The 14632-nt window shown below is 70.0% G+C and carries 10 protein-coding genes; 7 read left to right on the top strand and 3 right to left on the bottom strand.

Going from position 1 to position 14632, the window contains the following annotated elements; genetic code table 11:
• Positions 1-61: 61 nt before the first annotated feature.
• The 5 genes from ABL838_RS28275 to ABL838_RS28255 all read left to right on the top strand — a co-directional run bounded on the left by ABL838_RS28275 (position 62) and on the right by ABL838_RS28255 (position 9586).
• On the top strand, positions 62-1396 hold the full coding sequence (locus ABL838_RS28275; protein ID WP_418122989.1) for an aminotransferase class III-fold pyridoxal phosphate-dependent enzyme: 1335 nt from the start codon (positions 62-64) through the stop codon (positions 1394-1396).
• Positions 1397-1526: 130 nt separating this feature from the next.
• Positions 1527-2105 (top strand): methylated-DNA--[protein]-cysteine S-methyltransferase, encoded by a 579-nt coding sequence (locus ABL838_RS28270; protein WP_418122988.1) that lies wholly within the window; start codon positions 1527-1529, stop codon positions 2103-2105.
• A gap of 151 nt (positions 2106-2256) precedes the next feature.
• The gene (locus tag ABL838_RS28265; RefSeq protein ID WP_418122987.1) at positions 2257-2775 is read left to right on the top strand and encodes a hypothetical protein; all 519 of its coding nucleotides are present in this window, start codon (positions 2257-2259) and stop codon (positions 2773-2775) included.
• Positions 2776-2788: 13 nt separating this feature from the next.
• A complete protein-coding gene (locus ABL838_RS28260; RefSeq protein ID WP_418122986.1) occupies positions 2789-4186 on the top strand; it encodes a CsgG/HfaB family protein in 1398 nt (465 codons plus the stop codon).
• Between the two features lie 81 nt (positions 4187-4267).
• Positions 4268-9586, top strand: a complete 5319-nt coding sequence (locus ABL838_RS28255; RefSeq protein WP_418122985.1) for a beta strand repeat-containing protein — start codon at positions 4268-4270, stop codon at positions 9584-9586.
• A gap of 70 nt (positions 9587-9656) precedes the next feature.
• Here the strand turns inward: ABL838_RS28255 and ABL838_RS28250 are convergent, their stop codons facing one another.
• Positions 9657-10535 (bottom strand): ChaN family lipoprotein, encoded by an 879-nt coding sequence (locus ABL838_RS28250; RefSeq protein WP_418122984.1) that lies wholly within the window; start codon positions 10533-10535, stop codon positions 9657-9659.
• A 78-nt stretch (positions 10536-10613) separates the two neighbouring features.
• On the opposite strand from ABL838_RS28250, the gene ABL838_RS28245 reads away from it, so the two are divergent.
• On the top strand, positions 10614-11669 hold the full coding sequence (locus ABL838_RS28245; RefSeq protein ID WP_418122983.1) for an AbrB family transcriptional regulator: 1056 nt from the start codon (positions 10614-10616) through the stop codon (positions 11667-11669).
• Positions 11670-11756: 87 nt separating this feature from the next.
• Here the strand turns inward: ABL838_RS28245 and ABL838_RS28240 are convergent, their stop codons facing one another.
• Positions 11757-12035 carry a DUF3567 domain-containing protein gene (locus tag ABL838_RS28240; RefSeq protein ID WP_418122981.1) on the bottom strand — a complete coding sequence of 93 codons (279 nt, stop codon included), beginning with the start codon at positions 12033-12035 and terminating at the stop codon, positions 11757-11759.
• A 147-nt stretch (positions 12036-12182) separates the two neighbouring features.
• Entirely contained in the window at positions 12183-13391 is a 1209-nt protein-coding gene (locus ABL838_RS28235; protein ID WP_418122980.1) for a DUF3108 domain-containing protein, read from the bottom strand.
• A 140-nt stretch (positions 13392-13531) separates the two neighbouring features.
• Between ABL838_RS28235 and ABL838_RS28230 the strand changes: the two genes are divergently transcribed.
• Positions 13532-14629: a fumarylacetoacetate hydrolase family protein gene (locus tag ABL838_RS28230; RefSeq protein WP_418122978.1), complete on the top strand. Its 1098-nt coding sequence runs from the start codon at positions 13532-13534 to the stop codon at positions 14627-14629.
• Positions 14630-14632 lie beyond the last annotated feature (3 nt).

The following is a 14632-nucleotide window of genomic DNA, read 5'->3' as shown; positions in this document are numbered from 1 at the left end:
TGGCAGGGGTGCCAGAATCGCGATTTTCCCCTCCCAGATAACCCAACCGCAGGAGCGAGACATGGCCTACCAGGACTTCAACATGGACAACCAGTGGTTGCCCTTCACCCCCAACCGTCATTTCCGCAAGGACCCGCGGGTGTTCGTGGCGGCCGACGGCATGGAGTTCACCACCCACGACGGCCGCAAGGTGATCGACGGCATCTCGTCGCTGTGGTGCGTGGGCGCGGGCCACAACCGCAAGCCGATCAACGAGGCGATCAAGCAGCAGCTCGACACGCTGGACTACGCCACCGCCTTCCAGGTGAGCAACGACCGCGCCTTCAAGGCGGCCGAGATGATCGCCTCGCTGGCCCCGGGCGACCTGAACAAGGTGCTCTTCTGCAATTCGGGCTCGGAAGCCGCCGACACCTCGATGAAGGTGGCGCTGGCTTACCACCGCGCGCGCGGCGAGGGCCACCGCAATGTGTTCATCGGCCGCGAGAAGGGTTATCACGGCGTGGGCTTCGGCGGCATGTCGGTGGGCGGCATCCCGGGCAACCGCAAGGTGTTCGGCTCGGCCTTCCTGCCGCGCGTGGACCACATGCGCTTCATCCACGACCCGGTGAACCACGCCTACATCCACAACGAGGAGCCGGTGTGGGCCGAAGACCCGCTGGTCGAGCTCGAGACGCGCATCCTGCCGCTGCACGACCCGAGCAATGTGGCCGCGATCATCGTGGAGCCTGTGGCCGGCTCGGCCGGCTGGTACCTGCCGCCCAAGGGCTATCTCAAGCGCCTGCGCGAGATCTGCGACAAGCACGGCATCCTGCTGATCTTCGACGAGGTCATCACCGGCTTCGGTCGCATGGGCACCAACTTCGCGTCCGACTACTTCGGCGTGGTGCCCGACATGCTGAACTTCGCCAAGTGCGTGACCAACGGCGTCATCCCGCTGGGCGGCGTGATCTGCCGCGACAAGCTCTACGACGCGATGATGAAGACCGACGCGCCCGAGCACGTGGTCGAGTTCTTCCACGGCTACACCTACTCGGGCCACCCGGTGGCCTGCGCAGCTGCCATCGCCACGCTCGATCTGTTCAGGCAGGAGAACCTCTTCGCGCGCGCAGGCGAAATGGGCAAGGTGCTGGGCGACGCCTTCCACAGCACCTTGAAGGGCCTGCCCAACGTCATCAGCATCCGCAGCCTCGGCCTCGCCGCTGCGGTGGAGCTCGCGCCCATCGCGGGCACGCCGGGCAAGCGCGCCTACGAGATCTTCCTCGACTGCTTCCACAAGGGCGCGCTGGTGCGGCCCGCGGGCGACGTGCTGGTGATCGCGCCGCCGTACATCGTGGAGAAGTCGCACATCGACACGCTGGTGAACACGCTGGCCGATTCGATCAAGGCGCACGCCTGAACAAGCGCTGAAAGGACATGCGGCGGCAGCCGCAGATCGATGTCCGGATACGGCGAGTGAAGGCGGCGGGGAACGCGCAGCATGTGAATGTTCGCGGCCCCGCCGCCTTCTCTTTTCCGAGAACACGATCATGCTGAAGCTGCAATTGAGCCGCATCGAGTCGCCGCTGGGCGGGCTCCTTCTCGTCGTCGACGACGCCGGCGCGATCCATGCGCTGGACTACGCGGACCATCGCGCCCGCCTGCATCGTCTTCTGCGCCAGTTGCACGAAGGCGAGTTCGAACTGGCTGAAGGAAGCGCTGCACCGCATGCGGTGGCCGATGCATTGCGCCGCTATTTCGACGGCGATCTCGCCGCCATCGAAGCGCTTCCGGTAGCCACACTGGGCGACTCGCTTCAGCGCAAGGTGTGGGCCGCGCTGCGCCGCATTCCGGCGGGCCGCACCACCAGCTACGGCGAACTCGCGAAGCAGCTGGGCTTCGACGATCCGCGCGCGGCCATCGACGTCGGCGCGGCTAACGGATCGAATCCCGTCAGCATCGTCGTGCCCTGCCACCGCGTGATCGGCAGGAACGGCGAGCTCAAGGGCTACGCGGGCGGTGTCGTGCGCAAGCAGCGGCTGCTCCAGCATGAGGGCGCATTGCCCGCCACCGATGCCGGGCCGGCAGGCGCCGCCGCTGCACCGCAGACCATGCGGCTCGCGTTCTGAGCCACGGCTTCCCGCTTTCCATTTCCACCGGTTCGCGGGATGCCGCCTACCGGTTCCAGGGATACCGGCCACCGCGGCCGGTGCCTAGCATCCCCTCGCGAAACACAGCACTCGTGACTTCATCGGGTGTGTCTTCGAAAGAGGGACCGTCATGCAACGCGTATTTCTTTGGGCACTGCTGTGCATGCCTCTGGCTGCGCACGCCAACAACGTCGGCGAGAACGCCGCATGGCAGTTCCAGACCAGCACCGACAAGGTCAACCAGGCCGCGATCCAGGACATGATCCGCAAGCAGAAGAGCGGCTACTACTCGGCACCTGTCTACAACACCAACAACTACATCGGCCGCCAGTACAACTGCAACGTCTCGGCCACCTCCACCGGCAACGACGGCAACAACAGCACGGTCGCGAATTCGCCGAGCACCGCCGGCTCCACCTCGAACGCATCGGGCAACGACAGCCGCACGGCGGTGGGCACGCTGGGCGGCGCGACGGTGGGCACCTCGCAGGCCAACTCGGGCGCGGTGGCATCGGGCATCGTGGGCGGTACCAGTTCGCAGGTGCAGGGCGCGGCCAACCAGGCGCTGAACTCGACGCAGGGCAACAACGGCGCGCAGACGGCGAGCGTGGGCGGCAGCTCGGCCTGCGCCTTCGGCGTGCTCAACTGAGCAGGAGCGCGACATGCAACGCCGCATCGCACGCACCCTTGCCCTCGCAGCCGCCGCCACGCTGGCGCTGGCCGGCTGCGTCTCCGCGCCGCAGCAGCGCTTCGCACCGAACGAGGCACCCGTGGTGCTCGGCCCCTCGGTGCGCGACAACGTCACGCCGATGGAGGCGGTGCTCGCCTGCTACGCCGACCACATCGCGGCCACGCGGCGCCCACCGGTGATCATCGGCGTGGGCGACGTGAAGGACTACACCGGCAAGTACAGCATCAACGAAGGCAACGCCATCACGCAGGGCGGTGCGCTGATGGTGTATTCGGCTCTCGGCAAGCTCGGCGGCGCGGTGAGCATCGCCGAGCGCTTCGACCCGGTGATCGCCGAGCGCGAGCTCGCGTATGCCGACCGCCGCCAGCTCGGCGACGGCCGCACGCACCAGCTCGGCGGCCCCAACGGCGGGCAGAACGTGCCGTGGCTGCCGTACTTCGGCGGCACCATCAACAAGTCCGACTACTTCATCGTGGGCGGCATCACCGAGCTCAACTACAACATCAACTCGGGCGGCGCCGAGTTCGGCGTGAACCAGGTGGGCGTGAAGGCGCGCACCTTCAGCCAGTCGGTGAGCATCGACCTGCGCATCGTCGACACCAGGTCGCTGATGGTGGTGCGCACCGTGAGCCTCACCAAGCAGTTCAACGGCTACGAAGTGGGCCTGAACGTGTTCCGCTTCTTCGGCAGCAAGCTGTACGACGTGGACATCGGCGCCAAGGGCCAGGAGCCGGTGCAGATGGGCGTGCGCGCCGCGCTCGAGGAGGGCGTTGTGCGCCTGATGGCCGCCGTCACGCAGGTCGACCACCGGCCCTGCATGACGATGCGCCCGGGCGGCGGCGAGCCGATTCCGCTCACGCCGGCGGCCGAGCTGCGCAAGGTCGACAACCCCGGCGATGCCGCGGTGGGGGCAGCGGCCGTCACCTCGCCGGTGGCGCAGGGCAGCGTGGCCGTCAATGCCGGCGGTGCGGGCGGTGCTCGCCTCACGGGCACGGCGACGCAGGTGCCCTTCGACTTCGGCGCGACCACGCTCGGCGGTGCCTCGCTCGCGCTCATCGACCAGATCGCCGGCGCGGCCAAGAAAGGCACCACCGACATCGTGCTGGTGGCGCGCGACACCGAGAACTGGGACGCCCGCAAGCGCGACGAGCTCACCGACCAGCGCATCGCGGCCGTGACCTCGGCGCTGGCCAACCGCGGCGTGGCGCCGGGCGCCATCAGCATCACCTGGCGGCCCGACGCGGCCGACACGTCGATCCATCGCGACGGCCCGGGGCTGCAGGAGATCGCCAAGCTGCGCATCGGCAGCCCGGTGGTCAGCGGCTCGGCACCTTCGTCTTCTTCCGACGGCGCCGTCAAGGGCGACTGACCTGCTCTCAGCGCGTTGCGCGCATCGCGCGTCCATCCGTTTTCCAAGCCAGACCGCATCCAACATCCGAGGAGTCACGACATGAAAGCACGCAAGATCCAGAGCCGGGCCGCACGCGCGCCCATGTTCAGCCGCAGCAGCATCGGCAGCGCAGTCGCGATGGCGCTGATCGCGGCGGCCTCCGGCGCGCAGGCCGCGGAGACTTCGGTGGACGCGGCCTACAGCGGTACCGCCACCGGCACGCCTTCGGTGAATGCGGGCACCACCAACTCGGCCAACGTCAACGCCACCATCACCGGCGCCACCGTGGGCACCACCTCCACCGGCACGCCGTCGAACCCGAACCCGGTGGCGATCGGCACCAGCGGCAACCTGATAGGCGCGACCGCCACCGGCAACACCTTCGGCAACGGCATCCAGGCCGCGCCCGGCCTGCCGGTGAACAACGCGGCCACGCTCGGCGTCGCGACCAACACCGGCGTCATCGACAGCGGCGTGACCGGCAGCAAGCTCGCCTCCGAATCGACCACGCTGCAGGCCGGCAGCGTGGTCAATGCCGACAACACCATCTCGGCCACCACCACGCTCAACAGCGGCAGCTCGGTGATCTCGGGCGCGGCCGCCGTCGCCGCGCCGGCGCAGCCGGGCACCTCGGTGCTGACCTATCCGGCGGGCGCGCAGCTCTTCGACGCCAAGGGCAACATCGTGGTCACCTCGCTGCAGTCGGCCACGGGGCAGGGCTCCAGTGCGGCGGTGCTGGGCAACATGGTCGACCTGATGCTGACCGCGAACGCGGGCAACACGCTGACCACGGCGGCGTCGCTGGAACGCAATTCGATCTCGGCGGTGCTCAAGGCCAACAGCGCCAGCAGCACGGCCGAGATCCAGTCGGGCGGCGCGCCGACCTTCGCCGGCTCGGCGGTGGTCGCGAACCTGCAGGCGAACGGCAACGGCATCCTCGCGACGCGCTCGGCCACCAACGCCGGCTCGGTCGTCATGGGCATCGTCAGCGGCGCGCCCGCGGGTGGCTCCAACGTGCTGCAGGGCTCGCTCTCCGTGCAGGGCAACGCGATCTCCAGCGAGGCCACGGGCAACGAGGCGCTGGGCGCCACGGCCGGCGTGGCGGGCAACCGCATCCTGATCGGCGACGTGAGCGTCGCGGGCAGCGGCACGGCGGCCACGGCGTCCAACAACAGCATCCACAACGGCGCGGGCGTGACCAGCAACGTCAACAGCGACCTGGCCATCGTCAACAGCCAGGGCAACCTCGGCGTGACCACTGTCGCGCAGACCATGGGCGCGCAGATCCTGGCCGGCGTGCAGTCGAGCAAGAACAGCGCGGTCACGCTGGCGGACAACAGCATCACGGCCACCGTCGCCGGCAACACGGCCTCCAGCAGCATCGCCACTGGCAAGAACGCGGCCTCGTTCACCGGCACCGCCGCGGTGTCGAACCAGCAGGCCAACCTGAATGCACCGGTCAGCGCGCTGCTGCTGCCTTCGGTCATCGCCGCGCAGACCGGCGAGTCGCCCGGCACGGGCCAGACCACGGGCAGCTCGGTCAGCGTCTCCGACAACACCTCGGCGGCCAGCGCGCAGGGCAACCAGATCACACAGAGCCTGGCATTGCAGGCGGGTACCGTGGCGCTGGGCACCGGTAACGCCGCGCTCACGGGCGGCACCGATTCCGACGGGCGCGTGTCCGCCAGCGGCTCGGCCACGCTCACCAACCTGCAGGGCAACTACGGCGGCGGCGTCGCGGCGGTCAACGCCGGCTCGCAGATCTGGCTGGTCGCCAATGGTGGCGGCGTGCCGGTCGCCAACAGCACGCTGGTGCTGGACGGCAACCGGCAGGAAGCCGTGGCGCTGGGCAGCGGTGCCACCAACACGCTCACGCTGGCCGGCAACCCGGTGGGCACGGGCGCGGGCATCGCGAGCGTGCAGATGAACGACGCGAACTCGGCCGTCGGCGCGGGGCTGTCGAACCCCGAGGCGCGGCTGCTGGTGAACGGCGACCTCGCCGGCGGCTCGGCCGCGCTCACCGACAACCTGCAGCGCGCCATCGCTTATGGCAACTCGGCCACCAACACGCTGGGCGTGAGTTCGGGCAACCTGGCGGCGGCGCCCGGCCTGGGCATCACGCCGGCCTCGAACGTCACCGTCGATGCGCTCAGCGGGCTGCCCTTCAGCAACACGGCAGGAGCGCTCCCGACGGTGAGTGCTGCTTACGGCGTGCTGAACGACCAGTCGGTGCAGGCGAACGTCAACTCGGCGGCCACCGGCGCCAATACCTTCGCGGCCGCTGTCGCCGGCAACGTCTCCGGCGCCAGCGTCGCCAACAGCGGCAATGCCTTCGTCGCCGCCGCCTACGGCAACGACGCGGCCAGCGGCGTGACGCTGAAGCTCAACAACGTGAGCGGCGCGAATGCCGCGGTTGCCAACGTCACCAACACGCAGGCGGTGGCGGGCGCGGGCACCGTCGTCTCGGCCATCGCGGCCGGCGGCGTGGTGGCGGGCACCACGGTCACGGGCACGCTGACCGGCGGCTCGGTCACCAGCTCGGGCAACACGGCGGAGGCGCTGGCCTACGGCAGCCGCGCCACCGGCAACACGGTGAAGGTGACGGGCAACAACATCGACACCTCGGGTCTCTCGCTGTCGGGCGCGACGCTCACGGGCAACGCGCTCGCCACCAACGCCGCCTTCAGCGTGCAGAACGCGCAGTCGGGCCAGGGCACGGTGTCGGCGCAGCGCAGCGGCGGACCTGAAGTGAATGTCGTGGTCGGCGGCGCGGTCAGCAACTCGAAGATCGCCGCTACCGGCAACGCCACGCTGGCCGGCGCGACCAGCAACAGCGCGGCCAACGGCGTGGCCATCGATGCCGTCGGCGTCTCGACCACCAGCGCGGTGCAGAACCTGCAGCTGACCAGCGCGGCGGTGAGCTCGCTCACGGGCCAGGAAGGCCCGCTGCTGACCAACAAGGACGGCGTGCAGGTGGTGCTGGGCGGCGCGAGCATCCAGGGTTCGCAGGTCACGGTGGACGGAAACTCCGCCGGCGGATCGGCCACCGGCAACGCCGCGGCCAACAGCATCGACGTGAAGGGCAACACCATCGCGGTGGGCAACGGCCTGCCGCTGGGCGGCGCGGCCAACATCGGGGGTATCGCAGGCGCGGTGGCCGACCATGCGCTGTCGAACATCCAGCTGGTGACGAGCCCGACAGTCTCTTCAAAGGCGGCGGCGGCCTTCGGCGTGGACACGGCGCCGGGCGCGGTCATCTCGGGCTCGACGCTGAGTGTCTCGAACAACACGCAGAGCGCGAAGGCCGTGGCCAACACCGGCAGCAACGCCATCGCGCTCGCGGCCACCGGCGTGTCGGCCCGCGCCGCGCTGATGTCCTCGCAGGGCAGCACGGCGGCGGTGGAGTCGCGCTCCTTCATGCAGGCCTTCGCGCCGGCCTCGGTGTCGGGCTCGGCGGTGAAGCTGTCGAACAACGCGAACACGGCGCTGGGCGTGATCAACGACGTGAGCAACAAGGTCTCCGTTTCGGGCGGCACCTCGGGCTCGCTGCCGGTGCCGGCGCTCATCGCCCAGGGGCCGCTGCCGGGCAACACCATCGCCGCGGGCGACCAGGTGCTGGTGAACCGCCAGTCGGCCGGCGCCTCGGTCACCAGCACGGCCGACACAGCTATCTACAACGAAGACCGCCTGGTGCCCGGCAACTCCGGCCTCACCAACAGCAGCTTCGCCGCCTCGGGCAACACGACGTATTCGGAGGCCTCGGCCAACCGCGCGACCAACGCGGCATCGCTGGCAGGCGGTGCCTCGCAGTCGGCCAGGACGGCGGTGCTGAACGCGCAGGACAGCAGCGCGGCCGTGACCGCCAACGCCAACAACGCGACCAAGCTCACGCTGACCGGCCCCTCGGCGCTGGCGAGCAGCAGCGCCACGCTGGACGGCAACAGCACCATCGCCGCAGCCACCGGCAGCGCCGCCACCAACAGCATCGACGTGAAGAGCGGCGCCATCACCGGCGGAGTGCCGGCATCGGCCACCGCGACGGGCGGACCGGCCTCGGCCGTGGCGGTGTCGGCCGACCATGCGCTGGCCAACGTGCAGGTGGGCTCCGGCGCGGTGTCGGCCACCGCGACGGGCGTCATCGGCATCGACACGGCGCCGCTGTCCGCAGTGAGCGCCTCGACGCTGGGCGTGACCAACAACAGCCAGAGCGCCAAGGCCGTGGCCAACACGGCGCTCAACAGCGTGGCGCTGGCGGGCTCGAACGTGGGCGCGCGCACCGCGCTGCAGTCGAGCCAGTCGGGCACCGCGGCGGTGACGGCGTCCTCCACGCTCGAAGTGTTCGCGCCGGCGGGCTCCACCGGCTCGACGGTGCGGCTCTCGGGCAACAGCAACGCCGCGCTGGGCGTGATGAACGACGTGGCCAACACGCTGGGCGTGAGCGCGGTCAACACGCTGCCGGCGGGCGCGACGGGCTCGGCCACGCTCGCCGAGACCGGCAGCCCCGACAACGTGTCGGCCACCGGCGACCACGTGCTGTCGAACCGCCAGACGGCCGCGTCGACTGTGAGCAGCACGGCCGCCACCTCGATCCACAACGACGACAACGCCGCGCCCACGACGACGCTGGCCAACGGCGCGCTCACCATCTCGGGCAACAGCACCTTCGCCGAAGCCGCGGCCAACCGCGCGACCAATACCGCCACGGTGGCGAGCAGCGCGACGCAGGGCGCGAGCGCCGGCATCCTCAACGTGCAGGGCAGCACCGCGGGCGTGACGGCGACTTCGAGCACCGTGGCCAACGCCACGCTGGCGGGCGCGGTGCCGCTCAACGGCAGCACCGTCTCGCTCGACGGCAACACCACGGCGGCGCTGGCGCGCGGCAATGCGGCGACCAACGTGCTGGAATCCAGCGCCGGCAGCAGCTACGGCGGCGCGGCCACGGTGGGTTCGTCGAGCCTGATCGGCGCGCCGCTGGCACTGAACGTCGGCGCGAGCGCGGCAATCCTCAACAGCCAGAACAACGCGGGCGCGGTAACGGCCACGAGCACGGGCACCAGCTACCAGGTGGCGCTCAACGGCACCGGCGCGGGCGTGTCGAACGGCACGGCCGGCGTCACCGGCAATACGCTGGCGGCGCAGGCCTTCGGCAACAGCGCGACGAACCGCGTGACGCAGACGGCGCTGAACACCGGCGCGCCGAGCGCGGCCATCGGCAACTACCAGGTCAACAGCGGCGCGGTGACGGCCACGGTGACCAGCGTGAACTTCGGCGTCGCCGTCTCGGGCCCGGTGGGCAACAGCACGCTGCGCACCACGGGCAGCCAGATCACGGCGTCGGCGACGGGCAACTCGGCCGTGTCGACGATCAGCTCTCGCTGAGCTGCGCCGTTCCCGGGGCGACAAGAAAACGTCGCGTGCCTTCGGGCCGGCGGCGTTTTTTCTTTCCTGGTCAGGTCCTGGGCTGCGGCCGGGCCTGGCGCTTGAACTCGGCGCAGTAGTCCTTCTCGGGCAGCGGCGGCGTGCGCCAGATGCGGTCGTAGTCGCCGGTCTCGGGGCCAGCCGCCGAAGCCGGCGCCGCCAGCAGCCGCACGGTGGCGATCTTCACGTCGTCGGGCAGGTGCTGCGGCACGCCGAGCGCGCGCACCACGTGGCCGGCGCCGGCGATGAGCAGCACCGTCTGGCCCGGCTTCCTCGCCTTGACGATGGCCTGCGCCATCGCGCGGTCGCGGCCCACCTGGATGCGGGTCATGGGAACGATCTGCGATTCGGGAAGCATCCGGCAATGGCCGTCGCGCACGGCGTCCTGCTGGGCGGTGAAGGCCTCGCCGTTGAGCTGCACGTCGAGCGAGACGTCGGCCATCGCGTTCTTCATGCGCGAGCGCGGCAGGTTGGCGCCGACCACCGGCACGCCGGCGCGCACGGCGGCCATCACGGCGGGGCCGTAGCTGGCCCAGGGCCAGGCCTTGTCGCTCCAGTCGAGCGCGGCCTGCACCTGCGCTTCGGTGGCGGTGGACGCGAGCTGCGCGGTGCTGCGGCCTTCCTCGGCCATCTCCAGCGCCAGCGCGGCGAGGTGGCCGCGCGCGGCCAGCGCCTCGACGGTCTCGCGCTCGATGACGTGGTGCTCGCTCGCGTCGTGCTGCTCGCCGAGCAGCAGGGCATCGACCGGCTGAAGTGCCGCGACGCGGCGCGCGATGGGGGCGTCGGGCGCATCGGCACCCGAGGCGGAAAGGCTGGAAAGCGCCGAGCAGCCCGCGAGCGTGGCCGCGGCGAAGAGGGGGAGCAGCAGCGGCAGCCAGGAAGCCCGAGCGGGCCGGTGAGGAAGAAGCATCGCGCCATACTAGGCCCCCGGCGCCCGCCCGCGGTGCCGTCCGCCGCCGCTTTTCCCTGTCGTCCCTTCTTCCGGTCCGTGCCTTCCCGATATCCCGTTCGCGTGCTGGCCACGCTGCTGCTGGCGCTCGCTGCCGCGGGCGCGTGCCTGGCGCTGCGCACGCCGCTGCCCTGGATGATCGGCCCGCTGCTCGCGGTGTCGCTGGCCTCGATTGCCGGCGCACCCACCGCGAGCTACACGCCGTTGCGCAACGCGGGGCAGTGGACCATCGGCACCGCGCTGGGGCTGTACTTCACGCCGCACGTGGTGGCGCTGGTGGCCAGCGTCTGGTGGGCGATCGTGCTGGCGATCGCGTGGGCGCTGCTGCTGGGCGTGGGATTCGGGCGCTGGCTGCACGCGATGCAGGCGTCGCGCATGCCGCAGGTGCCGGCGAAATCCATGAGAGCCACGACTTACTTCTCCGGCGCCATCGGCGGTGCCTCGGAGATGACGCTGATGGCCGAGTCGGCCGGCGCGCGCACCGACCTCGTGGCCGCGGCGCACAGCCTGCGGCTGGTGGTGGTGACGGTGACCATCCCGTTCGCGATGCAGTGGAGCGGCCTGCACGGGCTGGAGATCAACCCGCCCGGCGTGCGCGAAGTGAGCCCCGGCGGCCTCGCGTTGCTGGCGGTGGCGACCGGCATCGGCGCGCTCGCGATGCGCGCGCTGAAGCGCACCAACCCGTGGTTCATCGGGCCGCTGCTGGTGGCGATGGGCTTCACCGTCGCGGGCCAGTCGCTGTCGGCCGTGCCCACGTGGATGTCGAACGCGGCGCAACTGGTGATCGCGGTGAGCCTGGGCGTGCGCTTCAGCCGGGAGTTTTTGCACACGGCACCGCGCTGGCTGGGCTCGGTGGTTCTGGGCACTTTCGGCATGCTGGTGCTCTGCGGTGGCGTGGCATGGCTGCTGGCGTGGGCGACGGGGCTGCACCCGGCCACGATGATCCTGGGCACCTCGCCGGGTGGCATCGCCGAGATGTCGATCACCGCCAAGGTGCTGCAGCTGGGTGTGCCGGTGGTCACGGCCTTTCAGGTCTGCCGGCTGGTGGCGGTGCTGCTGGTCGTGGGGCCGATGTTCCGGTGGATCTACCGCTGAGGGCGCTGAGCGAAGCCGGCAAGGAATGAAAAAAGCGCCCCTCGGGGCGCTTTTTGGCGATTTCTCGGGAAACCGGCCGGATCGGGTTCAGTGCACCAGGACCGGGGTGTGCGCCAGTTCGGCGTAGCCCTCGAGCGTGTCTTCCACCTCTTCCTGCGTGGGGGTGTTGAGCTGCCAGGCGGCGATCTGTTGCTGGAACAGCTCGGCCCAGGAGCCGTCGAGGTACACCTCCTTGCCCGAACGCTTGTCCACGATCTCGAAGCCATGGCGTTCGAGGATCGGCATGTTCGGCTGCGCGGACTCCTCGCCTTCATTGGGCTGCACGTGGACGACGACGAAAGACTCCGAGTCATAAAGCATGTTCATGGCGGGCCCTGTGAGAATGTCGATGGCGTTCATGGGGGTTAGATAGCAATCAACGCGCCAGTTTCAAGATAGGTTGTCTATCTGTAAAACCAACTGGCTAATTGGCCTATCTCTGGCTCCTTTCGCTTCGTTAGCGTGACTTTCTCCTCAATTGGGCGGGCCGGAGGGCAGGGGTTTGCGCAACTGCGCGTCAGCGAAGTCCCCGTTGGCCTCGGTTTGCCTGATGCGCACGGGTAGATACCCGTATTCCGGGGCCAGCCAGAGTTCCAGTTTCCTGTCGAAGGCCTTGCGCGGGTCGCGGGTGAGCTTGCGGGCGGTGAATTCGCCGGCGGGCAGGCTGAGCTTTTCTTCCTCGCCGACCACGAAAACCCAGACTTCGGCGTCCCGGGGCCCCACGGTCTGCACCGAGATCCTGGTGCCGGCGGGATAGCGCTGCGGGCTGGCCGCCAGCAGGCCGCCGAGCTGCATCATCACGCTCATGCGGTCCTGCGCGCCCGGCAGCAGCGGCACCGGGGGCGCGTTGTTGCTGAAGACGATCTGGTTCTGGTCGCGCACGAAATGCGAGGCCACTTCGGACTTGCGGCTTTCGGAGTACCGCTCCGGCTCCAGGCCTGAAGGGCCGATGCGCCCGGTGCTATGCCAGTTGAGCAGGGTGAAGAACACTGCCTTGAGCGTCAGCCGGCCGTCGTAGCGGGTGCCGTCCTGCAGCCAGACCAGCTCGCCGAACACGCCGCGCTGGGGGGAGGCGCCGCTCTGGCCGGTGGCCTCGAAGTCCAGCGTGACCGAGCCCGGGATCTTCATCGCCTGGGTGCCCGCGATGGTGCCCGAGGCCTCGCCGCCGGCCGCCGCCTGGGTGCCGGTTCCGCTGCCGCCGGAAGGCGATGTCGCCCCAGCCGGCGCCCCAGCCGGCGCACCGCCCGCCGCTTCGGGTGGTGCTGCTCCTGAATCGGTAGCAGCCTGGGCTGTCAGGTCGGGCGTTTCGGGTGCCGGTGTCGCGGCTGTCTCGGGTTCGGGCGACGGCTCGGCGGGGGCCGGCTTCGGTGCCGGCTTCGGCCTGGGCACCGAGGCTTCGCGCGGCCGCTTGGGCTTCGGGGGGGGTGCGGGCTTCGCTTCCGCAGGGGCGGCTGCCGGCGCGGGCGCCTCGGCGGCCGGCGGCGCGATCACGATGGTGCGTGTGCTGAACTTGTTCGCCAGCGGCGAGGGCTCCGGCCCGATGGCCATCGGCGCCAGCCCGAGCAGCAGCAGGTGGATCAGCCCCACCAGCAGCGTCAGCCCGATCAGCACCCGCCACGACGGACGCCCCGGCAGGCCGGGAGGCAGCGACGGCGAGGAAGAAGGGGCGACGAGCGTCGGCATCGGTAAGTGGAGTGGGGCGCCGGCCCGGAGGTTCACCAAAGCCCACCTCGGTAAACTGCCGCCCGTTCAACCAGTTTAAGTGGGAGCGGCGACCGGCCCGTGCCGGCGGCCCGCTCCAGTCCTCACGCACGCACCGCATCATGAAACTCGCCACCCTGAAGGACGGCTCGCGCGACGGCCAGCTCGTCGTCGTATCGCGCGACCTCACGCTCGCCCACTACGCCACCGGCATCGCGAACCGGCTGCAGCAGGTGCTGGACGACTGGGGCTTCATGAGCCCGCAGCTGCAGGACCTGTACGCCAGCCTCAATGCCGGCCGCGCGCGCCACGCCTTTCCCTTCGACCCCTCGATGTGCATGGCCCCGCTGCCGCGCGCCTACCAGTGGGCCGACGGCTCGGCCTACATCAATCATGTGGAGCTGGTGCGCAAGGCGCGCAACGCCGAGGTGCCCGAGAGCTTCTACACCGACCCGCTGATGTACCAGGGCGGCAGCGACGACTTCCTCGGCCCGACCGACGACGTGGTCGTGCCCAGCGAGGCCATGGGCATCGACTTCGAGGCCGAGATCGCGGTCATCACCGGCGACGTGCGCATGGGCGCCACGCCCGACCAGGCGCTCGACGGCATCCGCCTCGTGATGCTGGCCAACGACGTGAGCCTGCGCAACCTCATCCCGGCCGAACTCGCCAAGGGCTTCGGCTTCTTCCAGAGCAAGCCCGCCACCGCCTTCAGCCCCGTGGCCGTCACGCTCGACGAACTCGGCGAGGCCTGGCAGCACGGCCGCGTGCACCTCGCGCTGCAAAGCAGCTGGAACGGCCGCAAGGTCGGCATGTGCGACGCCGGCCCGGAGATGACCTTCCACTTCGGCCAGCTCATCGCCCACATCGCCAAGACCCGCAACGTGCGCGCCGGCAGCATCGTCGGCAGCGGCACCGTGAGCAACAAGGGCGTGGAGAAGAAGGACGGCCAGATGGACTGGCCCAAGGGCTATTCGTGCATTGCCGAGAAGCGCTGCATCGAGACCATCCAGACCGGCCAGCCCTATACCGACTTCATGAAGTTCGGCGACACCATCCGCATCGAGATGAAGGGCCTGGACGGTCGCTCGATCTTCGGTGCGATCGACCAGGAGATCGTGTCCACCGCGGGGCGTCCGAAGGATGCGCCGGTGTCGCTGGTCAAGCCGCAGGCCGGCGACGAGGCGCCGCAGCCCGAAGAGGAAACCCCGGAAGACTGAAGC

Origin of the sequence: Variovorax sp. 160MFSha2.1 (assembly GCF_048305075.1) — a bacterium.
GTDB lineage: Bacteria > Pseudomonadota > Gammaproteobacteria > Burkholderiales > Burkholderiaceae_C > Variovorax > Variovorax guangxiensis.
The sequence above is the reverse complement of the archived record's forward strand: the minus strand, read 5'-3'. Positions and strand labels throughout refer to the sequence as shown.